17 protein-coding genes and 7 pseudogenes are annotated in these 23918 nt (G+C 37.6%); 12 read left to right on the top strand and 12 right to left on the bottom strand.

The window, feature by feature from the left end:
* Nucleotides 1-24: 24 nt before the first annotated feature.
* A pseudogene (locus tag D7V32_RS17895) lies at nt 25-985 on the top strand (IS3 family transposase); the annotation flags it as partial.
* Nucleotides 986-1156: 171 nt separating this feature from the next.
* Here D7V32_RS17895 and D7V32_RS10550 read toward each other — a convergent pair.
* The 3 genes from D7V32_RS10550 to D7V32_RS10540 all read right to left on the bottom strand — a co-directional run bounded on the left by D7V32_RS10550 (nt 1157) and on the right by D7V32_RS10540 (nt 2779).
* Complete coding sequence (locus D7V32_RS10550) at nt 1157-1417, bottom strand: helix-turn-helix domain-containing protein (protein ID WP_120402836.1); 261 nt, start codon at nt 1415-1417, stop codon at nt 1157-1159.
* A gap of 542 nt (nt 1418-1959) precedes the next feature.
* Nucleotides 1960-2298 (bottom strand): antitoxin Xre-like helix-turn-helix domain-containing protein, encoded by a 339-nt coding sequence (locus D7V32_RS10545; protein WP_120402835.1) that lies wholly within the window; start codon nt 2296-2298, stop codon nt 1960-1962.
* Between the two features lie 223 nt (nt 2299-2521).
* Nucleotides 2522-2779, bottom strand: coding sequence for a helix-turn-helix domain-containing protein (locus D7V32_RS10540; RefSeq protein ID WP_120368469.1), 258 nt, complete (start codon nt 2777-2779; stop codon nt 2522-2524).
* Nucleotides 2780-2922: 143 nt separating this feature from the next.
* Here D7V32_RS10540 and D7V32_RS10535 point away from each other — a divergent pair, with 143 nt between their 5' ends.
* Together D7V32_RS10535 and D7V32_RS10530 are read left to right on the top strand one after the other, a co-directional pair.
* Nucleotides 2923-3570 (top strand): hypothetical protein, encoded by a 648-nt coding sequence (locus D7V32_RS10535; protein WP_120402834.1) that lies wholly within the window; start codon nt 2923-2925, stop codon nt 3568-3570.
* 86 nt (nt 3571-3656) lie between these two features.
* Nucleotides 3657-4175: a hypothetical protein gene (locus D7V32_RS10530; protein WP_120402833.1), complete on the top strand. Its 519-nt coding sequence runs from the start codon at nt 3657-3659 to the stop codon at nt 4173-4175.
* Between the two features lie 157 nt (nt 4176-4332).
* Here the strand turns inward: D7V32_RS10530 and D7V32_RS10525 are convergent.
* The 4 genes and pseudogenes from D7V32_RS10525 to D7V32_RS10510 form a co-directional block, all read right to left on the bottom strand.
* Nucleotides 4333-4497 (bottom strand): annotated as a pseudogene (locus D7V32_RS10525) (IS3 family transposase); the annotation flags it as partial.
* Between the two features lie 41 nt (nt 4498-4538).
* Entirely contained in the window at nt 4539-7772 is a 3234-nt protein-coding gene (locus D7V32_RS10520) for a site-specific integrase (RefSeq protein WP_120402832.1), read from the bottom strand.
* The gene (locus tag D7V32_RS10515) at nt 7756-10029 is read right to left on the bottom strand and encodes a hypothetical protein (protein WP_120402831.1); all 2274 of its coding nucleotides are present in this window, start codon (nt 10027-10029) and stop codon (nt 7756-7758) included. The genes D7V32_RS10520 and D7V32_RS10515 overlap by 17 nt, the downstream gene beginning before the upstream one ends.
* Entirely contained in the window at nt 10030-10704 is a 675-nt protein-coding gene (locus tag D7V32_RS10510) for a hypothetical protein (RefSeq protein ID WP_087013839.1), read from the bottom strand.
* A 603-nt stretch (nt 10705-11307) separates the two neighbouring features.
* Here D7V32_RS10510 and D7V32_RS10500 point away from each other — a divergent pair.
* Nucleotides 11308-11571, top strand: a complete 264-nt coding sequence (locus tag D7V32_RS10500; protein WP_120402830.1) for a hypothetical protein — start codon at nt 11308-11310, stop codon at nt 11569-11571.
* Nucleotides 11572-11641: 70 nt separating this feature from the next.
* Here the strand turns inward: D7V32_RS10500 and D7V32_RS10495 are convergent.
* Together D7V32_RS10495 and D7V32_RS10490 are read right to left on the bottom strand one after the other, a co-directional pair.
* Nucleotides 11642-11955 (bottom strand): annotated as a pseudogene (locus tag D7V32_RS10495) (hypothetical protein).
* A 99-nt stretch (nt 11956-12054) separates the two neighbouring features.
* Nucleotides 12055-12384 (bottom strand): DUF4236 domain-containing protein, encoded by a 330-nt coding sequence (locus tag D7V32_RS10490; protein ID WP_005108364.1) that lies wholly within the window; start codon nt 12382-12384, stop codon nt 12055-12057.
* Nucleotides 12385-12535: 151 nt separating this feature from the next.
* Between D7V32_RS10490 and D7V32_RS17790 the strand changes: the two are divergent.
* From D7V32_RS17790 to D7V32_RS10460, 8 genes and pseudogenes are all read left to right on the top strand, one after another.
* A pseudogene (locus D7V32_RS17790) lies at nt 12536-13114 on the top strand (class I SAM-dependent methyltransferase); the annotation flags it as partial.
* A 54-nt stretch (nt 13115-13168) separates the two neighbouring features.
* Nucleotides 13169-13735: a GIY-YIG nuclease family protein gene (locus tag D7V32_RS17785; RefSeq protein ID WP_322898861.1), complete on the top strand. Its 567-nt coding sequence runs from the start codon at nt 13169-13171 to the stop codon at nt 13733-13735.
* Nucleotides 13722-14795: an HNH endonuclease gene (locus D7V32_RS10480; protein ID WP_120402828.1), complete on the top strand. Its 1074-nt coding sequence runs from the start codon at nt 13722-13724 to the stop codon at nt 14793-14795. Before D7V32_RS17785 ends, D7V32_RS10480 begins: the two co-directional genes overlap by 14 nt.
* Nucleotides 14796-15112: 317 nt before the next feature.
* Entirely contained in the window at nt 15113-16681 is a 1569-nt protein-coding gene (locus D7V32_RS10475) for a type I restriction-modification system subunit M (protein ID WP_120402827.1), read from the top strand.
* Nucleotides 16681-17187 (top strand): annotated as a pseudogene (locus D7V32_RS17850) (restriction endonuclease subunit S); the annotation flags it as partial. The gene D7V32_RS10475 and the pseudogene D7V32_RS17850, both read left to right, overlap by 1 nt.
* A 27-nt stretch (nt 17188-17214) precedes the next feature.
* Nucleotides 17215-17901 (top strand): annotated as a pseudogene (locus D7V32_RS17845) (restriction endonuclease subunit S); the annotation flags it as partial.
* A gap of 9 nt (nt 17902-17910) precedes the next feature.
* Nucleotides 17911-19008, top strand: a complete 1098-nt coding sequence (locus D7V32_RS10465) for a PD-(D/E)XK nuclease family protein (protein WP_120402825.1) — start codon at nt 17911-17913, stop codon at nt 19006-19008.
* Nucleotides 19009-19059: 51 nt separating this feature from the next.
* Nucleotides 19060-21936, top strand: a complete 2877-nt coding sequence (locus D7V32_RS10460; RefSeq protein ID WP_120402824.1) for a type I restriction endonuclease subunit R — start codon at nt 19060-19062, stop codon at nt 21934-21936.
* Nucleotides 21937-22101: 165 nt separating this feature from the next.
* On the opposite strand, the pseudogene D7V32_RS10455 reads toward D7V32_RS10460, so the two are convergent.
* The 3 genes and pseudogenes from D7V32_RS10455 to D7V32_RS10445 form a co-directional block, all read right to left on the bottom strand.
* Nucleotides 22102-22521: pseudogene (locus D7V32_RS10455) on the bottom strand (ATP-binding protein); the annotation flags it as partial.
* 51 nt (nt 22522-22572) lie between these two features.
* Nucleotides 22573-23319: an ATP-binding protein gene (locus D7V32_RS10450; protein WP_120402822.1), complete on the bottom strand. Its 747-nt coding sequence runs from the start codon at nt 23317-23319 to the stop codon at nt 22573-22575.
* 10 nt (nt 23320-23329) lie between these two features.
* Nucleotides 23330-23884: a DUF1376 domain-containing protein gene (locus D7V32_RS10445; protein ID WP_120402821.1), complete on the bottom strand. Its 555-nt coding sequence runs from the start codon at nt 23882-23884 to the stop codon at nt 23330-23332.
* Between the last annotated feature and the right edge of the window lie 34 nt (nt 23885-23918).

Raw genomic sequence — 23918 nt, 5'->3', positions numbered from 1 at the left:
TATTTTTGCATAGAAGACGACCTTATGAGTGGACAACGATACACCTCAGAATTTAAAGATGAAGCTGTTAAATTGATGACTGGGTGTGGCTATTCTGTCACTTATGACGCAGAGCGTTTAGGCGTATCACAGCGCAGCATTTATAAATGGCTAAAGGCAGTACAGCCTTTGCATAACAATTCTGATGAACATGAACTGTTCGAAGCAATGAGAGAAATTCTATGCCTTAAAAGTCAGCTAAAACAAACTGAAGAGGAACGGGATATCTTAAAAAAGGCCGCAAGGTACTTTGTAAGCCTGCTCGAGTGAAGTATCAGTTTATCCTAGGATACAGACATCAATTTAAGATTAAAACGATGTGTCGACCCTCGTGCTGTTTACTATGCCTGGTTGCATGCACCCTAATCAGGCAGAGCCATTGACGAAAAACAGCTATTGCAACTGATCCGGTCTTCTTATGATGCTAGCTATGACATTTATGGTTATAGGCGTGTCACGCTGGATCTAAAAGAACTGGGTGAAAGCTGCATATCTAGTCTTGTGCGGAAGAACAATAGTATTGCTACTGTTCGAGGATATAAAAGGCATAAAAGATATGTTCACGATCGTCCTCAGATTGTGCCACCTAAACATTTAAATCGAAAGTTTATTGTAAACACACCTGATTGATACCTATTGGATGACTGATATAACTTAGATTTGCACATAGCAGGTTGGTTATATCTAGCTGTAGTTCTCGATTTATATTCAAGAATAGTCATCGGTTGGTCAATGAAACTTACGCTTGCCAAGGATGTCGTTTTGAATGCACTTTTAATGGCTGTATGGCGACGCAGAGCCAATCACATATTCAGACCAAGGTTCACAATATAGCAGCGGAGACTGGCAGAATTTCTGTTAGAAGAATAATTTGGTTCCAAATATGTGTCGTCGCGGAAACTGCTGGGATAATGCCGTTGCTGAATCCTTTTTAGCAGCTTTAGAATGAGGCTATCTCATGTCTAGGATGCTGGGAGCCATCCATCTTAGTAAAGTTCTATCTATAAAGTCTTTCGCGACAGAGCCGTATCAAAGTATAAATCTGATATCATACTTCCTTCTTATCTAAAAATTAATTTTTGCTATACTTTGACTGATAATCTAAGCCACTAAACTTTCATTCATCATCTTCTGCAAACATTGTTTCAATTTCATCCCACTGCGGAAATTTATACTTCTTTTTATCCACTCCAAATTGCAGGCCTACTGCATTAAGTACAGATTCAAATATGCTAAATGAGCCTGTAAAATGGCCATTTTCTATCTCTGAAATTGTTGTTTTATTGATGTTCGTTTTTTCTGAAAGATTTTTCTGAGTATAGCCTAGAGCTTTTCTTGCTAAACGTATTTCTTTACCTATTTCTTCTCTTGTAGCCATATCAATTTTAATCCTAGAAATTTGTTTGCTATATAGCAAATTTTTGATAAATTATGGCAAATATTCGCTATATAGCAAAATTTTTATAGTGATTTTTTGAATATTATTAAATTTATAAGTTTCGATTTTGCCTTAAATTATTTGAATAGAGTTCATATGCATTTAGCATTTTCAATCCTTGTTAGAATTAGGCTAGCCTGTCTATTGATGCAAAATCAATAATTACTTGGACATCTATTCTTGTTTTATCTGGACATTTTTTTCTGCTTTAGGGGTAAATGAAACTACACAAAGATGTGGAACTTTGATTAAAGAACAGGCGTGGAACGTGAATAATCACGAAAAAGCCGTTCCAGTGCGCTGTTTACTGGAACGGCTTAAGTTAAGATATTGATGCTTATAGGGAAATTTCAAGCTGTAAGTCCAAAATAGGAATGTCCGCTAGAGTGTGTACCTTAAGAAATGATGCTTCTTATACCGTGAATTTGAATGATTATATCGGATTATAACTCAAGTTTATAAGTAATGAAGCCTTGCATATATTATGGTTTCGCTTTGAGGCCTTCCACAAATTGTAAAACAGTTTCAAGCTCAGAAATATTCTGGATTTGATCCAATGGAATGCCTTTTGTTATTTTATTTGGAGATTTCATGAAGTGTTGCATCATTGATATCTCTCCACCTACAAGAGAATCTAGGGCATTTGTTATACGAATAAGTTTTAGAGCAATTTCTTTTTGTAGTGATGACAGTTTGCAGTAATCTATATTGATTCTTGATAAATCTATACCAAGAACCATGGCAAGCTGATCATATGTTAGCCCCATTTTTTTGGCTGCTGCTAAAACAGCTTTAGCTAAGACCCTCTCACTGTTAGTCATTGTTCGATTATCCGTATTACAAAGTGCTTTTTAGGTTCTACTACATAATTCTTACTGATGGTAGTGAAAAGTTTTGAGCACGGTATCTGTAATTGAATTGCAAATCTCCATTTTTTAGTTTGTTTGAAAAGAATATATGACTAGGTTGGGAGAGTGCAGGGGATGTTAAGAATTATAGGATTAACGGCAAGTTATAGGGGGCCATATAAAAAATGAAATAATTTTAGCTTTTATTTTTTAACAAAATGAGCTGGCTGACAATTTCATTTGCATCTAATTCTAAAGCTTCACAATAATGAATAAATTCAAAAATATCTAATTTTCGATCACCTGTTTCCACTTTTCCAACAAATGAATAAATGATGCCTAAACGCTCTGCCAGCGCCCTTTGGGAAAGTCCGAGTTCATTTCTCTTTTGAATGAAAAGCTTACGCAGCCAAACATACTCATCTGAGTGAATTGATAAAGTAATATTATTCATTGCACCTATAATAGGTGCGTGTTAGGATGCACCTGTTTTAGGTGCAAATTCTGCTAATATGTTAATAATATGTAATTTTTATCCTTAACACAGATAATTTTATTTAAGGAAATAAATTCATATATCAAAAAAAGAGGGCTGAAATGGGGAAATTTAATAAAGGGAAACAGGGAGTTAAAAATTTACTGTTGCTATCTAGTATGACTTTGGTACTTCATGTAAGTGGTAATGCTTATGCAGGCATAGCACCTGAAGTAAAGCCTAGTAAAAACAAGACAAGTAGTCTGAAAAAAATGGTTTCTAAGAAATGTTTAGATAATTTAATTATTAGTGATGATGGAAATATGAGTCTTCCTTCAGGATGTAATTTTTCATTTAGTGAACTATATGCTCATGATCAGTTTTTCAGGGATAGAGTTATTAAGGCATTTAAAGCGTCTCCATTTGATGGACGTTTCTTTGATATAGAATCTCTTGCTGAGATCACTGAGCCGCCAGGAGATAATGATGATAGTTGGTCTGTTTTACTTGAAACAGTATCCAAAGAAAAGGACATAAGAGCACAAGTTTTTGCTGTTCCAAATATCAATGAACTCACTGTAATTATAACGGACAGAGGGATTGGCAATAAAAAATGTAGTTATGGCGTATATGGAGATATTCAGGAAAGAAATGAAAGTTTCTCTCTGGCTTCTTTATATATAAAGAATTATATGGGGGCATTTCAAGGCTGTAAATTGCTGACAAAAGTGCCAAATCTTAGTGGTTATGATGGTTTAGCTAATCAATAAAAATCTTCTTTAATAATCTATTTTAAAAGTTTTATGTTATGTCCTGTGTAATAAAAACGGTTTCAGTGAAGCAGCCCTGGTCTTCTATGCAGAGTTTACTTGGCTATTTTATATTTTTTCTGGTTACGCTATTTGCTTTCAAGGCATATGCTGGAATGAAGGCAGATATCTTATTTTACTTTGTGGGTTTCTTATATTTAGTTATTTCATTTTTAATTTATTATCCGATTCGAAGGGTATATATCAGCAATATATTGCCCAAAAGACTGCATAAGCACAAATTGAGCTATTTGAAGGCGGATGGTTTTAATGACAATTATTCAGCGACAGGCGTAGTGATTGATACTGTGCAGCGGAAAATTGCTTTTACAGCCCAAACGATAACAGGCATTATAATTTTTGATTTGAGCGACATTCGCAGCTGGAGTATAGAAACACAGACAAATACAATTCAGCGTTCTGACGGAAGAGAGATCTCACGAAATCACTATTCTATCGTTGTGAATACGAATAATGCAGAGCAGCCTATGTTCAAGTTTTTTGCGGCAAACTCTCATGATGCCCAATCATGGATTGCAAGATTTAACGCAATTATAAATGGATAAAGAGAATCGATTGAGCTGATCTTTTAGTTCGGTCCCATTATTGTTAAGCGAAAGCCATTCTAATGACTTTTGCTTTTTTTCAGTATTGTAATGATTAATAAGTACAATTTAAGAAATTGAATATGAAGTATGAAAACCAATCATTAGATACCTCAAACTAAAAAAGTGATACATAGCCAATTGCACTGTATAACCTTTTATTGGACCAATCAACCCAATTCAAAGTAGCAAACTCTACATGAGCCAAACCATTCCAATCAGATTTTAAATATTCAATCACCTCCGTTTTATACAGGCCATGTACTGTTTCATCTAAGGCAGAGCTTCGAAACATTCATGGTAAATATTGGATGGATTAGTGATCTAATCAGCTTCTAGAAGCTCCTGTTGCTGTAATACAGCTAGCGGTTTATGTACAGTATCAGGAATCATGTCATCTAACTTATTAAGCTGAATAGATTTTGGACGGCCAATACAGGCTAGATGTAAGCAAAATTTAAATGCAGCAAGTGCATGACCATCTTTAACTGAATAGAGTTGTAAACGAGGAAAATCCTCTTGTGTCGACGGGTGTTTATCTGTTGATGCTTTTGCTAATTTGAAAAGTTGAGGCTGTTTTTTAGCATCTAGATTGGTAAGTAAATCTTGTCCAAGTAAATGCCAAAATTTGGCAGGAAATAAAGCTTTAACTTGGGAGTGAAAATATTCGAGTTGATCGATATCCTTCCAGCGGTAATGGATACCGGTGTGTGAAGCGGTAACTCGACTTAAAAATAAATTCAGGACGAACTCAATTTGTGTCGGATTTTTACGAGCTATTTTCTGTAGCTGTTCAAAAAAGTAAGTCATAGCGTGAAGCTCTTCAGCAGTATCAATCATTGCTGGCTTTAACTGAGTTGAACTGGCAATACTAAATAAACGTGGATTCCCTTTTTGTGATTTGATAGCAGCTAAATTTAAAGCATTTTCATACCAATGATGGACGAGCTCTTCAGATAAACACATTTTTTGAGAGACAAATTGAGGATCATTGTGAATTTCTAACTGATTTAGGGTTTCATAGAAGCGTTTCAGTGAAATTTTCGAGTCTTCTGTCCCAGCAAAGTAAGCAAAGAAATCATGTGGTTGCTGTGATTGTAAGGAGAGTTCATTCAAAATGTCAGTTGCATTACTTTCGAGCCAGTTGGTTTGATCATTCAATAATATTGTGGCTAGAGCACTCTGATTTTTATCAAAATTAAAGTCTTTTTCATCCTTTGAAATGGCTAAATTTTTAAACGTTGCATTGTGGCCCATGATTTTTTTAGCTAGCTCATTTGGCATATCTGGATGATGTTTAAGTAGCTTTTGACCAGCAATGAGATAACTTAAGTGAATATAACTTTTGAAAGTTTCAACGGGTTCTATATGCCCTAAAATATGTGCGATTACAAACCAATGGTTCTGACCATTTTGATTTTGAAGTAGTTCAGCTCGAATTTTTTGATATTCATCTTTACTATAGTCAGTCAGCTCTTGCACAAGTGGTGCATATTCACAATTGAGTAAAAGCGATAAATGATTTGCTGCAGTGTGACGAAAAGAGTGAAATGAATAATGATGTTCTTTAAAGACCTGATTCAATATCAACTTTAAAGGTACAGTGACAGTGTGTTTATTCAGTTTTTTATTTTCATTCAAGTTGCTGAATAAATATAAACTTTTCTTATTCTCTAAACGTTTTTCAGCAACAAAATCGCTAAAAAATTGGTATTCCTCATCTTTAAGTAAAGCGTAGGCAGGCACAATCCGTTCTGCACTATCCGTTTTGAGCAGATGTTGATTCCCTTGTTTTTTTGAACCGTAAGGTTGAACCCAGATAGAGAATAGATCTAAACCCTCGATATCTTTTACACGTAATCCAAGTATTTCGTTAATACGCATACCAGTACGATAGGCCAAAATATAAATGATTTTTAATAATTTATAGTGATGGTTTGAGATGAATTGGTCATGTAATAGCTGATCTAACTTCTTTAATATAATTTGGAAGGCTGTGTGCCCAATGATACGTGCACGCGGTCTACTTTGTGATGTAATAAATTCAAGCCCAAAATCGTCTGCTTGAAAAACAATTTGTTGGAAGGTGTGAAAACGTTTCAGTATATGGATGGTTTGGTCTTTGGATTTTTTAACCTCAGGTTGATCTACCTCATTAGCAAGGCGTGTATTGCTAATGATTTGTTGATAGATTTTTGAGAGCAGGTCATTAACCTCTTCGTCGACATCACTGTACTGTAAGGCATGAGTTAAAAAGGGCTCTGCGATTCGTGTATAGTAGGTATAGATTGAACTATCCGCTAGTTTTTGATTTTCTGGAAATGACCTAGTGTATTTAGCAGCATCAAAATTAAAGGTGGCTGAGAGTTCATTTATTTGCTTTAAACTCGGTCGGTAGAGGCTGATGAGCCATAACACAATGCGTTTAGAAAACTCATTAAATTGCTTTTGGTGACGCAGGAAAAAATCAATAATGAGTTCAGCAATAGGTTGATCCGTTGATGATGTACGAATAATTTTCAGCAAGTTTTTATGAATAAATATCACATTTTCTACTGCTTCAGGCGTATTGAAATCTGGTAGAGCTTTGGCTGTAGAAGAGACATTTTGTTCGACTTCATCAGTTAATTGAGTTTTAAATTTTGGGAGAGCAAAGTTTTCAAACTCATGTTCTGATAAACCACACGTGAGAGTGTTTTCTAACAAACACTGTGAGAGGGCAGGATCAATATCTGCATTCTGTAGTTGTAGCCAATTAAAGTTTGAATAGTCACGTAAAAATTTAAAAGTCTTGCTGGTATATGGGTGATTAATTTTTTGAAAAATTTGGAGCAGATATGTATTCACATTTAGACTGATGTCACGAATTTGTCTGCTGTTGAAATGAATGAGCCACAGTCGTGTGAGTTGATCTGGAACAAAATTACGTGATTTTCGTATCGTTTTTTCATCAATAAATAAATCACCATAACTCTGTGATACAGGTTCTAAAAAGATGATGTTTAAATTGCAAATTCTTTGAATCTTTGCCGGGTTTTTTAAATGTTCAAGTAATGCATTTAATGATGCTGTTTGACTGAGCCCACCATACAGGATTGAGCATAGCAAAATATTCCCAATAATTTCATCATCAGAAAACGTCGAGCTATCTTGAGCAAGAATCCAGTAGTCCCAAAGTTTTTCTATAATGATGTCAATTTCATGACCGGCCTGGATCCAATCCAAAGTGAAAATTGGTTCATCGCGTTTCATCTCAAAGGTGAGATACGGTAATGGGAAGTCTAGGTTATTGCTCTTATTGAGGTCTTTGATATATGTTCGGAAGAATTCATGTGCATATTTTTTCCAAGCCAAATTTGGTGCTTTACGTTTAATAAACTCATAAATCGCAGGATAGGCTTGAATTAAGTCCTCAGTTGAGAATTTTTGTTCATCCAAATATTGTTGAAGTTCATTCTCAGCATCAGCACGTAAGTTTTGTTCTAGCTCTTTGCGTTGGAATTGACGTCTATCTTCAGCGTAGCGTTTTTTGGAAGTTTTTTTATTGAGTGATGACATGTATTTCAATCCCAACGATTTTAAATTGACTTCTCATTTGCTCTAAAACATCTGCAATTTTAGAAAATTGAGATAGGGATAAACTGGAAAAAGGATGTGCTGCTTCTTGTTGCATGAGCTCATGTCCAAAGAGAGCTAAAATCTCAGGTTCGGTAATTTTATGAGTTAAAAAAGCACGAGCTGTGTGGCGATGCCAGTTAGCATGATCAAGACCTAATTCGGGATGAAAGTTTTTTACTAAAGATGGGCTTAGCGGTATCCAATCATTGTTTTGGATGATCCCCAAGAGGGGGAGCTTACTCGTTTTGATTCGTTGTATGACATCGCTTAAAGCTGGTTGACTCATCATGATTTGAGTTGAAAAATATTCTAAAAAATTAAGGAATTTTTTTATCTCTTCAACTAGAAATGGACAAAGCGGAATGAGGCGTCCGAATCCATTGCGGCCGCCTACTTCTTTGTCTGAAACCATCAAAATTTGGCGTTTTAAATTAAAGTTTTTAAGAAATCCAGGGAATTCAGCAACGGGGCGTGCTGCTGTAAAAAGAAGGAGGATATGCCATAGCCAGATATTATAATGATTAAAGATTGAAATTAGATCATCTTCGGCTTGTGAAAAAATATTAAATTTCAATACAGCAAAAATCTCTGTAATGACCTGTGGTTTTGGAGCTTTACGACTACCAAAATGAGTTATTGAATCAGGGAGCGAACGTACACAGCTTTCATATGTGCTTGCTACATCTGCACAAAGTGATTTTAGAATATCAATATATTGTGCATGTAATCGTAGGATATTCTGATGACAATAAGAAACAGATGATGACTGATTGGCATCAATCCCTGTGATTAAATCTGCGAGTTGTTTATTCCCTGTTTTTGCAAGAACCGTATGATGCAGTAGAGAACTCACCTTTACGACAGACAGTTTTGGAATCAATAATTCTTGTCTTAATTTGCGTAAATATTGTTGTATATCATCGAAACTAACCGAATCCATTTTGCGGAGATCCTCAATGAATAGATTAGGGATTGGAATGTCTAAATAGATCGTCTGATTGAGCAAGCTGTCTGAATACTCAAAATCACGGTTCTCAAATACATTAAATTTACTGCTTAAGAAGAATTGATCATTTTTATTGATCATTTTTTGGCGGTTATTTAAGTTTTTAGCTCGCTTGCTTTGTATATATAGCCACTCATTCACACTATTACCGGTCAAAAATGCGAGCATTAGGATCAAAGCACTTTTATTTTGATGTTCAGAGTAGTCCACATGAAGTCTTTTCAGTAGATGGTTCACGCTAGATGGATTCGGAAAAAAACTACTCGACGTGAGTAAATGTTCTTTGCGTTGAATATGTTTTGCAACAAGCGGTAGAACATAGCTTTGACTCGTTTCTGAATGTGCTGCGAGTGGTGTAATGTTAATTGGATCAACAATTATCTGTCGATCAACAGGCTCATCAATTAAGGTTTCTATATTTAGTGCTTTAGATTTCCCCCCTTTTTTGATTTCGATACTTTCTTCAATGAATTGTTCTTCATCAAGAAACTGATGTTGAAGCTGTGTATCGATACTTGCACGTGCAATCTTCGCTTTGTTTTTTAAAACGTAGTTAAAAGTAATGCGAATATCATTGAGTAGATTGCGATCAAACTCAGGCAATTCATCCGTATCTAATGTGATCAGATGTTGAATAAATTGTTCTAAGCTCTGTGTTGGATCTTGAAGATAGGTACTCCAGAGACGTTGATACTCTTCTGTATTTTGATATTTTTTTTCAGTATCTAAGTTTTTATTTGCAGTTCTAAAACGCTGAAATAAGCGCTTTACGGTATTGAAGTGTTCTGTGTGTGCTTGTTTAAAAAGATCTGGCTTGAGCTCAGGAAGAGCAATTAAATAAATGGCCGCTTTCAAAACTAGAATATTCCAATTTTTTGCATGCGTCTGCGATTCAGATAATTGCGAAATTGAATTGATATATGAAGTGATCGGTAGATCGCTGATCTTAACTTTTTTATTAAAAGAAATTACTGACGGTTTGGGCAGATTTGACTGAAATTCTACATCGATGTCAAAGCAATCGAGATTGAGACCATCTAGAGAGTTGTCAGTCTGTTGAGAAGACAATAGTTCAATCACAAAGTTGATATGTTGTGCACGTTCAAATTGCTCATCACCGAACAATTTTTCAATTGTTCTTTTAATTGAAACCATTGTTAAATCAAAATGTTCGTTTAGATCATTAGACATTTATGATCTCCAAATTTTTTCTGTACTTAGGCAACTATCAGAGTGATCAACGAGTTCTTTTACACATCTGCTGTTGAGTGATAATTCATTAATAATATGTGTGCGCTGTTGATTAATATTTTTAATCCGCTGATTCAGTTGATTTCGTGAACATGAAAGTAGTTGTGCTAGCAATTCCAGACTCATTTGATGATGTGGCTTTAAAGATGATTCTTTGTTAATGGTTAATAGTGTTTGACGTGAAAGATGTGTGTTAATTAAATGCAATGTTTTTCGTGGATTTAACGACCGAATATCAAATTTTGAAGTTTTGATGAATTGAATAAATTCACGACTGCATAACTCTATGAGAAATGCTAATTCCTCATCTGAAAAATTTGGTTGTTGATGAATAACTAACGAAACCTCCTTAATATCCTGCTTTAAATAGCTAATATATAATTGAATATTATTGAGAATGGTGTAGCCATCAAATTCTGAGGTTTTCCACACATGGAGCTCTTTTATACGATTAGAAATATCTAAATCTGCAGCGAGACTTTTAAACATATTTAAGTAGCACAGGTTGAAACCATAAGCACGTGGATGAATGATGATTCTGCTTTTTTTGAAATTTTTTAGAGTACTTATCCGTGTTGCTGGAAACTTTAAAAGTAGTTCAGATGTCAAATCCATGTGTGCTATTGAATAAAAATAATACAGTAATATTCACGTATATTTAGAGTTTTTGAATATGGCAGGAGGCATCATTTTTTTCTTGTTTTTAAAGTTTATTTATTATTGAAAGTTTCAAATTTTCCTCCTCGAGTGGATACTCACTATTAGTTAGCTATATTTGTGAGTTGGCAAAAAATATCATATTTCTATTATGATGTTCACATAGCTGATTAGAATGAATAGATTAGGGATGAGTACAGCTGATTATTACAATAATAATGCTCAAATTTTTTTTGATAATACATACCGAGTTGACATGCAGAGTTTGTACGAACCTTTTTAAGTATTTACCTACACAATTAAAGATTTTGGACTTGGGCTGTGGATCGAGTGGTGATACTTTGGATTTCAAAAAAAAGGGTATCAAGTTGATGCAATAGATGATTCGGCTGAGCTGGTAGTTAAGGTGCGAGAGCTCACAGGGATTAATGTTAAGCAGTTAAGTTTTTCTGCGTCGCAGATTCGGCCTTGACATTTTTTAATGGTAATTAAAACCAAACTGGAATAAGTTTTTAGTAAACATGTAGACGCATTTAACTTGATTGATATCGAGAGCCAAAGATGGAAATTAAACAACTGAAACAGGTAGAAGTCATTACAGATGTTGTATGTGATGTATGCAACCAATCAACGAAATTGGAGTTTGGAACCTTATCAGCAAATTGGGGCTATGGTTCCAAGCATGATGGTGAAAAATATGAGTTGCAGTTATGTGAAAAATGTTTCTTTTATGCCCTGGCGACATTAAAAAAAGAGCGAGCAGATGAGTTTATGTTTGATGAAAATTTTGACCCTTCGACCCTAGATGGGTTTGGGTTGAAGTGAACCTATCATCGCGACAGGTTCTAAGAATCCAAAAATATACTGATCCAAATTCAAGCCGGTAGTTTCATTTTTAATGGCGAGTAAGGGATTCAGGAAAAATATTATTCTTTGCTTCGAGGTCACTGAGTTCGGAAAAGGCTTGAATACCGCCTGCAGCTTTGATTCCATCTAAAGCGACAGATAGAGCTTCCTGATCTGACGGGAATGTTTCATCCCATACGGTAGAAGTACCACTTTGGCTCACCACTTCCAGTGTCCAATCACTGTCAGGCAGTTGATAAATAAGAATTTCGACCTGCTGATTATGTTCCTGTAAAACTTGAGATAAGGGAGAGTCAATTAAACATTTTCATCATAATCGTGAGTATGGTGATGGTCTGACATCAGCGGCAGCCTTTATTGTATTTAACATCCGTCCATAGTAATGAATGAATTAAATTTTGCCTAGCAGTGGATATTATGGGGTACAAAGAATGGCTAAATTCAAAAAATAATTGCCCCGACAATAAAACAAAATAATCCAAAAATTACCCAAATCCAGACATTCGATTTGGGTTGCTCGGTATCTGATGTATAGAACGGTTGTTGTTCCTGAGCAGAATTCTCTGGGTTGCCAGCTCTATTTTTATAGGGTTGGCGCTTGGAATAGGATAGGCCTGTGCCAGGAATACCAACGCTGGTTCGGGTGCCTTTTTTGCCAATATTTAAAGAAGCACCAGGTTTGCCAATGCTTGCACTGCTGATGCCTTTATGCGTCAGATTGATTTTTAATCCAGGTAATATTTTAATACTCTTGCGAAATCTGAAGCCCATATTTTTTCCATTTACAAGAACCAGTTTGGTTTCTATCTCAGTTGTCCGGATACAGTGAAATAAGAGTTTGATTCATTCATAGGACTGATCATTTGACTTATCTAGTGAAATATCAGTATGTTCTTTAACATAAGATATTGGCTTTTAGACAATGAATCAAACATCAAATTATTACAATCAACATGCTCAAGCATTTTTTGAAAATACCTATCAGGTTGAGATGAAAAGTCTTTACACACCATTTCTAAGATATTTGCCGGAACAGGCATTGATCCTGGATTTGGGCTGTGGCTCGGGGCGGGACACTTTGGCATTTAAGAAAAAAGGCTATCAAGTTGAGGCAATTGATTATTCTGCCGAGCTGGTTGAAAAGGCGAGAGAGCTGACAGGCATCGAGGTACGTCAGCAAAGTTTTTATGAGCTGAATGAAGTAGCTAAGTATGATGGGATTTGGGCTTGTGCTTCTCTTTTGCACTGTGAAAGAGATCGCCTGACTGAAGTGCTGGCGCGCATATTTAAAGCATTAAAGCCAAATGGTGTGTGTTATATGTCTTTTAAATATGGCGATACAGACCGTGAGAAAGAAGGGCGCAGCTTTACTGACTTGAATGAGCAGCAAGCTTACGACTTACTTAAACAAATAGATCAGGCTTTACTGTTACAACAATGGATTACTGTAGATAAACGTCCAGACCGTACAGAAGAGTGGATCAACGTAATATGGAAAAAGCAATCACATGCTTTTGATTATTACCCACAGCGTTTATACAGTCGTGCCGAGTTAATGAAAGAGCCCTCTTTGATTCCTGCAGAACACGGGATTTATTTTTGGTGGTTCAAAAAAAATCCACCGGGAATCCCAACAAAAAACTGTATAACGTATCAAGAATATACTTTGTTGTATGTTGGCATATCGCCTGATAAAAAGACTAAACCAAATAGTAAATCAAACTTGAGAATACGGCTTAAAACACACTTTGCAGGTAACGCAGAAGGTTCAACGCTAAGACGAACATTGGGCATACTTCTGGCTGAGATGAGTGGGTATCCGCTTAGAAGAGTAGGGTCAGGTAATCGCATGACTTTCACGCATGCAGGTGAACAATGGCTGGATGCATGGCTTGAAGATAATGCATATGTGTCCTGGATAATTTGTGAAGAACCTTGGAATGTTGAGGAAAAGGTTTTTGAACAAACGATACTGCCACTCAATTTGAAAGGTAATCAGCACGAGTTTAAAGAAACCCTTTCAGCTATGCGTAAAAAAGCCATTCAAAATGCGAAAATGATGGAAATCGCTACGGAAGCAGGATTACAAAGACAGGTGAAGCTTCAACATGTGGCAGGATGATCGCTTTATAGAAAATAATAAACCTACACCCAACGAGCAGCTGAAATTCTTGAAGCATATTCAGCAGATATTGCAGTCAGGGACTTTTACTTCGACATATAAGTTTGCTTTGCTGATAAGTATCACGCGTCTGGCGATTGAACAGGGTCAAGATACCGGTGCTGCCTTGCATTTGGACTATCAGGATATTGCGGAAAAGTTTATTGACCTGTACTGGAAACAGTCTCTGCCGTTTCAGTTTAACCAGTATGAGCCTTTTACTATTCATCAAAGCACTGGTAAGCAGGCAAAGATCATCAGTGAAATTCAGAATGCACAGCAACAATTCAAGACCTTGGCCGCGTTGAGAAAGGATGTACTTTACTGGAACAGGCTGAAGCGAACAGTTGCGACAACGGTTAAGCAAATGCCGGTAGTATATTTACAGAATCTGAATGGTCAAACCGTAGAGTTTCTCTATCATCTGCAGGATTGCAAACAGTCACTTAAGCTGTTGCCCAAGGTGATGTATTGCTTAAGACAATTCAGTGAAATTATTGAAGAGCTGTGCCAAAAGTGCTGGATTGATTTTGTCCGACTGAACAAGCAGAACCTAGTTGTACTTGATGGCTTGCCTGACCTAGATGAATTCATGTTTGCTCCAAGTCGTAATCAATTGGGGCAGGTCGCGGACTTCTTAATCGACTTACAGCAATGCCAGTGTTTTTACTGTGGCAAAAGCCTGAAAAACTCAAAATATGCCGTGGATCATTTTATTCCCTGGTCTCTATATCCTGCCGATACCGGACATAATTTTGTCCTGGCAGATGATAAATGTAATTCACAGAAAAGTAATTATCTAGCGTCCGAGCAATTCTTAGATCAATGGAGAGAACGTAATCATCTGCATGATCAGGCGATTAGTCGGGAGATTTCGCAACTCGGTTTTTTGACCGATCTGCAGCGTTCACATCGGGTTGCAGACTGGGCCTATCAGCAGGCGATTGAGCATGAGTATTTAGTCTGGTTGGGGGGCAAAGATAAACAGATATTGGCTCATCCTATATCTGGTGTCTTTTGAGACGGTTATTCTTTGCAGAGATTCTGTTATCCAAAGACCAATATTTTCAAGAACAAATTGAATATTCAGCAAGATAGTATTCTATAGACAGCTGAATTAGAGCTTTCAGCCCTTACAGACTTTTAACTGGAGGCCTTCATTCTCACAATATGCTGCTACAAAATTTAGAATATTCACCTGTTTGGAGCTTGAATTGACAGATCACTTGGCTTGAGCACGACAATTTATGTCCTTTTCCATTTTTTACTGCTGCATGATTTAGAATTTTAGGTAAAATCATTTTTATTAATGATTTACTTATTTGGACTTCTATAACAATGACCCAAGTACAACTGCAACAATTACAAAAACAACTTTGGAATATTGCCAATACTTTGCGTGGTACCATGGGCGCCGATGAATTCCGTGATTACATTCTGGGTTTTATTTTCTTTAAATATTTATCAGAAAAATCGGTGAACTTTGCCAATGAATTGCTCGATGGCGAAGACCTCAGCTTTTTAGAATTAGATGAAAATAATGCTGAGCATGTACCGTATATCGAAGAAATTAAAAAGAATGCCATTGCCGAAGTCGGTTATGCGCTCACACCAAAACAGCTATTCCATACCTTAGCCGAGCGTGGTCGTCAGGGCGAATTCATTTTGGATGATTTAACTGCGACCTTAAAATCGATTGAACAAAGCACCTTAGGCACCGACTCTGCCGATGACTTTGCCAACCTGTTTGAAGATTTGGATCTAAACTCGACCAAGCTCGGCAATAATGCCAGTGACCGTAATGCACTGGTGGCGAAAGTCCTCAGTCATTTAGATGATATTGATTTTGATATTAGTAATACCGAAGCCGATGTACTGGGTGATGCTTACGAGTACCTGATTGGTGAATTTGCCTCAGGCGCGGGCAAAAAAGCAGGGGAATTCTATACCCCACAAACGGTATCGACTTTATTGGCAAAGATTGTCACCCAAGGCAAAGACCGTTTACGTTCAGTCTATGACCCGACTTGTGGTTCAGGTTCGTTATTGCTTCGGGTAAAACGTGAAGTGAAAGATGTCGATATGATTTACGGTCAGGAAATGAACCGTACCACCTACAACTTGGCCCGCATGAACATGATTCTGCATGATGTGCATTTTGCCAAGTTCGACATCAAGCAGGAAAATACCTTAACCCGTCCGCAGCATTTGGATAAAAGGTTTGATGCGGTGGTGGCGAATCCTCCATTCTCTGCAAAATGGTCTGCCGATCCGTTATTTTTACAAGATGAACGTTTTGCTGCGTATGGCAAACTGGCGCCAAGCTCTAAAGCCGATATGGCTTTTGTACAGCACATGCTGTATCAACTGGATGACAATGGCACCATGGCGGTGGTGTTACCGCATGGCGTCTTGTTCCGTGGTTCGAGTGAGGGCGTGATTCGTCAGTATTTGATTGAACAGTTGAACGTGGTGGATGCGATTATTGGTTTACCCGCCAATATATTCTATGGCACGTCTATTCCGACCTGTATTTTGGTGTTGAAGAAAAACCGTGAGCAGAGCGGCAATATTCTGTTTATTGACGCCAGCAATGATTTTGAAAAGCAGAAGAACCAAAACAAGTTATTGCCTGAGCATTTGGATAAGATTGTTGCGGCATTTGAACAGCGTGAAAATATTGAAAAATATGCGCATGTCGCGACCTTGCAAGAAGTCAAAGATAACGATTACAACCTGAATATTCCACGTTATGTGGATACCTTTGAAGCGGAAGCCGAGATAGATTTAGATGCGATTGCAAAACAGCTTCAAGCATTGGAACACGACAGCCAAAAAACCGATGCCATCATTGCAGATTTCTGCAATGAGCTAGGGATTGCTTCGCCGTTTGCGGAGGTGAAGTAATGTCTGTACCTAAGTTACGATTTAAAGAGTTTGATGGGGATTGGTCAAATAAGAAAATTGGAAATATTGCATCGAAGGTTGGTAGTGGCAGTACACCAAGAGGTGGTGCAGAAGCATATACCGATCATGGTATTATATTTATTAGAAGCCAAAACGTTAATAATGACCAACTTCTTCTAGATGATGTCGCTTATATCCCTGAAGAAACTCATGTAAAAATGTCAGGAAGCAAAGTCATAGCAAATGATATTTTGCTCAATATCACGGGTGCTTCTATTGGTCGTAGTTGTGTTGTTCCACACTATTTCACTGAAGCTAATGTCAATCAGCACGTCTGTATTATTCGTACACCCAATGATGATCCTATTTTTGTTCAATCATTTTTAAGTTCTGAAAATGGGCAAAATGCAATTCAGTCTAAGCAAGCTGGTGGTGGTAGAGAAGGGTTGAATTTTCAAGCTATTCGCTCAATTGATTTTCATTTTCCACCTTCAAAAGAAGAACAAACCAAAATCGCCTCTTTTCTATCAAAAGTGGATGAAAAGATTAGCCAACTCACGCAAAAACATGCGCTGCTGAGCCAATATAAACAAGGCATGATGCAAAAGCTCTTTAGTCAGCAAATTCGTTTTAAAGCGGATGATGGGAGTGAGTTTGGGGAGTGGGAAAAAGTGAAGCTTGGAAGCTTGCTAATTAAGCATGACGAAAAAACAGAATTTAATAATCAATATCCAGTGCTTACTTCATCTAGACACGGTATTTACTTTCAAAAGGATTATTTTGCGGGGCAAGATGTAGCAAGTGCAGACACTACAGGATATAACGTTGTTCCATATGATTATTTTACTTATCGACACATGTCAGATGATTTAGTATTCAAATTCAATATTAATACAATTTGTCCTAAAGGTATTGTGAGTACTCTTTATCCTGTGTTTACAGTAAAAGACGAGCATTTAAATAAATATTTTTTGCAGACTATTTTAAATGAAGGACAAGAATTTAAGAATTTTGCAATCATGCAAAAACAAGGTGGTTCAAGAACCTATATGTATTTCTCTAAATTATCAGAGCTGGTTTTAACAATCCCTTGTCTTGAAGAACAAACCAAAATAGCAAACTTCTTGTCCTCTATCGACCAAAAAATTGAAGTCGTGGCAGAGCAAATTGAACAGGCTAAAACTTGGAAAAAAGGCTTGTTGCAGCAGATGTTTGTGTAGGGGGATATAGTGAATTTAGCAACCTCACCTTTTGAACATTTCACACAACTTTTAGATTCTGCAAAAAAGTTTAAAGCGATTCCGCGAGAAAAAACTTTTTTCGATACTGCGATTCGTAACCATTACGAAAATCCCACCACTGAATTGCTTGAATTTTTCTTAAACCCTCAAGAATCCCATGAGTTTGGAGAGGTGTTCTGGAAAGGCTTTAGTGATGTTGTGGTAGGAATGAGCACCCTAGAGAATTCTAGTTTAGGTCAAGTGGAAAACTTGGAGCGAGAATGCGTTACACATAACAGCAATCGTATCGACCTAATGATTGATACCGATACGCATCTTATTTTACTGGAAGCTAAAATTTACCATCATCAAAACAATCCATTTGATGACTATGTGAAATATGCTCAAACACGCTCAAAAGACAAAACTATCCTTGGCTTGATACTCAGCATCTCTGGTAAAAGTGAAGCCCAAAATTGGTTCGGTATTTCCTACCAACAATTAGTGAATGCTGTCCGACCTTACCTTGCAGAACAAATGATGACGAATCCCATGAATAAATGGAATTTGTTTGCACGTGAGTTTTTGCTGCATCTTGAAAGTTATTATCGTATACAGAATCTAGATATGAACCGTATCCAATTTATTTTTGATCATTATCAAGAAATACAAGAGTTGCAAAAGCTGAAAACAAATACTATTCAGGAAGTTGTCGATAGTATCAGTCAGCTTCTTAATCAATCCATTGATAGTTATATCTCTAAAAACAAATATGAATCATGGGGAGGGATTCGTTTTTATAACGATGCGTGGAATAACTTAACCAATACCACTTTATTTATTAAAGAGCATCAAGGTGGAACAGTATTCGATGTGACAACTTATATTTTGAATTTACCAGAAGCATTAGAGGAGCAAGCATTTTCTATTTTGAAATGCAACGATGATTCACGCTACCTCAACTGGAAAATTGAAAAATATAAAGGTGGTACCGAACGCTGGTTATGTATCTACTGGCGAGCACCTGAAAATAATTTTGAAGCGATTCGAGATTTGATTTTGGAGAAAGCAAGTTTGTTAGATGTGATTGAAAAAACTTTAAGATAAATCAGTATATTGAATATAAAGCGAATAAGAATTTAGAGAGTAGAGGGTGAAATGACAGTACAAAGCGAATATCAACTTGAAAATGAACTGATTGCACAACTGCAAGGGCTAGGATATGCAACCGTTACCATCAAGGATGAACGCCAACTACTGTCTAATCTCAAAACCCAAGTCGAACGCGCCAATGGACTAGCGCCTCTGTCAGAAACGGAATGGAAACAGGTCATCAGTTTTTTGAACACGGGCACAGTGTTTGAACGCGCCAAGAATCTGCGTGATCTGTTCCCAGTCAAATTTGATGATGGTACCAGTAAACATCTTTTTTTCCTGTCTGATGATCCAAGCAAAAATATTTATCAGGTCACCAATCAAATCACCATCGACCACCGCGACTATAATGGCAGAACCAGCCGTTTTGATGTGACCTTACTGGTCAATGGTTTTCCTTTGGTACAGATCGAGCTGAAAAAACGCGGTATGGAAATCGCCGAAGCCTTTAATCAAACGCAACGCTATATTCGTGAAGCCTATTGGGCAGGGCAAGGATTATTTGGTTTTATTCAGTTGTTTGTGATTAGTAATGGTGCCAATACCCGCTATTACTCCAACGGCACCACAGGCATCGAGTTTGCCTTTCCCTGGGCGGATGTCAGCAATAAACACATCAATGAAATTGTCGACTTTGCAGATGCTTTTCTCAATCAGCAGCATCTGACCCAAATGCTGACCCAGTACATGGTACTGCTAGAAACCACCAAAAGCCTGATGGTGCTGCGTCCCTATCAGATTTATGCAGTACAGAAAATTGTGCAGCATGTGCAAAACTCCAATCAGAACGGCTATATCTGGCACACTACAGGTTCAGGCAAGACCCTGACTTCATTTAAAGCCAGTCAGATCATCATGCAAATGCCTGATGTGGAAAAAGTCCTGTTTGTGGTGGATCGTAACGACCTCGACACGCAAACCTCACGCGAATTTAATGCTTTTAAAGCCGAAAGCGTCGACAGCACTGATAATACATCGACCTTGGTGAAACAGCTGGATCAACGTCATGACAAACTGATTGTGACCACCATCCAAAAACTCAATCGAGCCATCAGTACCGACCGTTATTTAGAATCGATTGATTATCTTAAAAATAAAAAAGTGGTGTTTATCTTTGATGAGTGTCACCGTAGCCAATTTGGTGATACCCATCAAAACATCAAAAAATTCTTTAGTAATGCGCAGATGTTTGGTTTTACTGGTACGCCTATTTTTGAAAAGAACAGCCAAAGCAAAGCAGGTTTAAAACTCACCACAGATTACCTGTTTAATGCGTGTTTGCATAAATACGTGATTGTCGATGCCATCCGCGACCGTAACGTCTTGCAGTTCCAGATTGATTATCGTGGCAAATACACCGCCAAAGGCATGGCGACGAATGAAAGTTATGAGGAAGATGTAGAAGGCATCGATACCAAAGAACTGTATGACAACCCGCAACGCCTAGAAATGATTGCCCGCTACATTGTCAATATCCACGATACCAAAACCCGTAATCGTGAATTTACCGCAATGTTCTGTGTCAGTTCGGTCGAAACACTGACCCAATATTACGACCTCTTTGAAAAGGTGCAGGCTGAAAAGCAAATTGAAGATGAAGCACAAGGTCGGATATTTAAACCGTTGACCATTGCCACTATCTTTTCTTATGCGGCAAATGAGGCTGTACCGACTGATGACTTAAATGGCTTAATTCATGAAGAAGCCGCAGATATTCCAACTCAGGTCAATTCATCCAGTCGGGATAAGCTGGATCGCTACATTGCCAATTACAACCGACAGTTTAAAACCAACTACAATTCTGGTGATCAATTTTATGCGTACTACCGCGACATTGCACAGCGCGTAAAAAACAGACAGATTGATATTCTAATTGTGGTCAATATGTTCCTCACGGGCTTTGACTCTAAGCCGTTAAATACCTTGTATGTCGATAAAAACCTAAAATATCATGGCTTGATTCAAGCATTCTCACGCACCAACCGTGTCTATAACGATAAAAAACCATTTGGCAATATCATCTGTTTCCGCAACCTAAAACGTGCAACAGATGAAGCACTGGCACTATTTTCCAATAAAGAAACGACCAAGATTGTACTTGTTCCCAGCTATGCGGAAATCGAACAGGATTACCAAGCAGCGGTGAGCAAATTGTTTGCCTTAACGCCCAATTACCAATCAGTCGATGATCTTGTCACTGAAGAACAGCAACTCGAATTTATTAAGGCCTTCCGTGAAGTGATGCGCTATAACGCGCAATTACAAACTTTTATTGAATACGATCAAGACCAAACACAACTTGATAAGCAGCACTTTGCAAACTTCGCCTCTAAGTATGCTGACCTATGTCGTGCCGTTAGAAAGACCACCAAGAGAGACAAAGTATCGGTACTGGATGATGTCGATTTTCAACTGGATTTACTGCATAGTGATCGCATTAATGTTGGTTATATCATCAACCTGCTACAGCTTGTTGTTGATACAGACTCAGAGGACAAGCGTAAGAAGTACCAAGCGCAAATTTATGACTTAATCAGTAGCGATATTAGCTTGCACGATAAGCAAGACCTGATTCAAAAATTCATTGAAGATAACATGCCGAAGATGATCAATGGGCAGAGCGTCCAAACGGCTTTTGCTGCATTCTGGGATGCTGAAAAAGAACAGGCCTATCAGCATCTTTGTAAAGAAGAAAACCTGAAACCAGAAGCGATGAAGCAGGTTCTGGAGCATTATGAGTTCACTAAACGCTTACCACGTAAAGAAGAGTTGAAAGACTTGCCAAACTATAAGGTTAAGCTGTTTGAACGGGAGAACGTGTTTAGCAATTTGCTGGTCAAGACACGCCAGTTGATTGAGAAGTTTTATGTGGGGTTTTAAATTGTCAAAGAAGTAAAGCACCTTAATGGTGCTTTACTTCTTTAGGTGTATGCATTTGTTCCACCCTTTCTAAGACAGTGGCAGAGAACGGTGTCAACGGCATTCTAAAATTGACCCCTTTTACCTTACAAATGGCAAAGTAAAATTGACCCCTTTGATCTCGTATTAAGTTTCAACCTGAGGCTGAATCCCTATTCTTTTTTTATCCTTCAAACGATAACTCTCACTCGATATTTGTACCACATGACAGTGATGCAATAACCGATCTAACATCGCAGCGGTCAACGTGACATCATCCTCAAACGACTTAGACCATTGGCTAAATGGTAATTTACTCGTCAATATCGTACTGCCTTTTTCATAACGCTTGGCAATCACGTTAAAGAACAGATTCGCTTCTTCACGTCCAAAGGGCAAATAACCAATTTCATCGATAATCAATAATTTCGGGGCGAGTATCACGCGTTGCATATAGGTTCTCAATTTACCTTGCTGATAGGCTGTACTGAGTTGCAGCATGAGATCGGCGGCGGTAATAAACCTGGTTTTGACATTGCTCATGATGGCCTTATAGGGAATCTTTAGAAAGAAAGCCAATCATCTCAGCAAGATAATTGGCTTAAGTGAGAGTTACGATTATCCGCTTATTCGTCGGTCATCCCAATAACACGGTACTATAATCAGATTGTTTTCATGTAATCGTGACCATAATCGGACACCTAAATCCCGCTGCATATTCTGGACTGTGAAATTGGAAATCAGCAGGGTAGATTTCATATTGTCATAACGACTATATAAGACCTTATGCACCATCTCTAGGCGTTTTTCATGCCGGTCATGCAGGCCATATTCATCAATCACCAATAAATCAAAACTGGAGAAATGGTCGATGACTTCTTTCTCAGAGCGTGAAGTATCTGACCAAGTATCCATCATTTTTTGAGCAATTTCTGCACTGGTATAGTAGCGTGCAGATTTTGTACTGTTATGCAGAATGTTACGAATAATTGATGCACTCAGATGGGTTTTACCTGTACCTGGTGTACCAATCATCAACATGTTCGGGTTGTGGTCAGAAATAATCTGTTGTGCAAAGGCCTGACATAGCTTGATGGTATTGTCTTGTGCAGGGCATGCAACTACATAATTCTTGAAGCCACGATCCAGGTAGCGTTTATTGAGCCCTGAGTTTTTAATTTTTTGCTGCAGTAATCGCTGTTGCAGTTCGTCCTCATAGGTTGCATGTGACGACTGGACAGTTTCTTTGGCACACAATTTACAGAGCCTATGACCAGCAATTTCCATTAGGGGTATATGATGGGTAGGGCAAGCTGTTTCCGTTGTTTCTGCGCGAAACTGGAGCGTTTTAAGCACGGTATTCATGATTATTCTCCTAAATCCATTTGGAACTTTCTAAAAAATCCTCATTTTTTTCTTCAAAGTTTGAAGATGAAGATGAAGATGAAGATGAAGATGAAGATGAAGATGAAGATGAAGGGCATGATTCAAGCATGACTTGAGTAATACTCGGGCTCTTCTCAGGAGCTGCTTGAGCATTTACTTTTCGTTGCTTGGTTGATGCTTGAGCATTACTTGCGGATTTACCCCAACGTGCTTGAGCTGCATTTTTAGCTTTATCAGATTTCATTTGCTGATTTTGCAATGCTTGGCTTTTTAAACTGGTTAAAAAATTTGAATGAATCTGCTCAGATTTGACTTCAAACAATTCCAGGGCTATCAGCGTATTCAACAAAGTTTTAGCCTTGGTGTGTTGCGATAATTTTGTAATGCTGCATACAGTAGCTAGGTCATAAGGAATGGCACCATTTTTCCAGAAATCCATCATTAACAGCAGTGCTGCACCGATTTGCTCTGCAGTCATTCGTGCAAATTTTGCCTGTAAGTCGCCAATATAGAGTGGCATCCAAATTGAAATATCTTTATGCATGGGTTTACCTTTTTATGGGTATAGAGGGGCTAAG

Origin of the sequence: Acinetobacter tianfuensis, assembly GCF_003611465.1 — a bacterium.
GTDB classification, from domain to species: domain Bacteria; phylum Pseudomonadota; class Gammaproteobacteria; order Pseudomonadales; family Moraxellaceae; genus Acinetobacter; species Acinetobacter tianfuensis.
The sequence above is the reverse complement of the archived record's forward strand: the minus strand, read 5'-3'. Positions and strand labels throughout refer to the sequence as shown.

Excerpts from the sequence above, each read along its gene's own strand:
- D7V32_RS10475 (WP_120402827.1), top strand. The coding sequence starts at position 15,113 with ATGACCCAAGTACAACTGCAACAATTACAAAAACAACTTTGGAATATT.
- D7V32_RS10450 (WP_120402822.1), bottom strand. The coding sequence starts at position 23,319 with ATGAATACCGTGCTTAAAACGCTCCAGTTTCGCGCAGAAACAACGGAA.
- D7V32_RS10540 (WP_120368469.1), bottom strand. The coding sequence starts at position 2,779 with ATGAATAATATTACTTTATCAATTCACTCAGATGAGTATGTTTGGCTG.
- D7V32_RS10550 (WP_120402836.1), bottom strand. The coding sequence starts at position 1,417 with ATGGCTACAAGAGAAGAAATAGGTAAAGAAATACGTTTAGCAAGAAAA.
- D7V32_RS10530 (WP_120402833.1), top strand. The coding sequence starts at position 3,657 with ATGCAGAGTTTACTTGGCTATTTTATATTTTTTCTGGTTACGCTATTT.
- D7V32_RS10545 (WP_120402835.1), bottom strand. The coding sequence starts at position 2,298 with ATGACTAACAGTGAGAGGGTCTTAGCTAAAGCTGTTTTAGCAGCAGCC.
- D7V32_RS10460 (WP_120402824.1), top strand. The coding sequence starts at position 19,060 with ATGACAGTACAAAGCGAATATCAACTTGAAAATGAACTGATTGCACAA.
- D7V32_RS17785 (WP_322898861.1), top strand. The coding sequence starts at position 13,169 with ATGAAAGAGCCCTCTTTGATTCCTGCAGAACACGGGATTTATTTTTGG.
- D7V32_RS10510 (WP_087013839.1), bottom strand. The coding sequence starts at position 10,704 with ATGGATTTGACATCTGAACTACTTTTAAAGTTTCCAGCAACACGGATA.
- D7V32_RS10490 (WP_005108364.1), bottom strand. The coding sequence starts at position 12,384 with ATGGGCTTCAGATTTCGCAAGAGTATTAAAATATTACCTGGATTAAAA.
- D7V32_RS10500 (WP_120402830.1), top strand. The coding sequence starts at position 11,308 with ATGGAAATTAAACAACTGAAACAGGTAGAAGTCATTACAGATGTTGTA.
- D7V32_RS10535 (WP_120402834.1), top strand. The coding sequence starts at position 2,923 with ATGGGGAAATTTAATAAAGGGAAACAGGGAGTTAAAAATTTACTGTTG.
- D7V32_RS10480 (WP_120402828.1), top strand. The coding sequence starts at position 13,722 with ATGTGGCAGGATGATCGCTTTATAGAAAATAATAAACCTACACCCAAC.
- D7V32_RS10515 (WP_120402831.1), bottom strand. The coding sequence starts at position 10,029 with ATGTCTAATGATCTAAACGAACATTTTGATTTAACAATGGTTTCAATT.
- D7V32_RS10520 (WP_120402832.1), bottom strand. The coding sequence starts at position 7,772 with ATGTCATCACTCAATAAAAAAACTTCCAAAAAACGCTACGCTGAAGAT.
- D7V32_RS10445 (WP_120402821.1), bottom strand. The coding sequence starts at position 23,884 with ATGCATAAAGATATTTCAATTTGGATGCCACTCTATATTGGCGACTTA.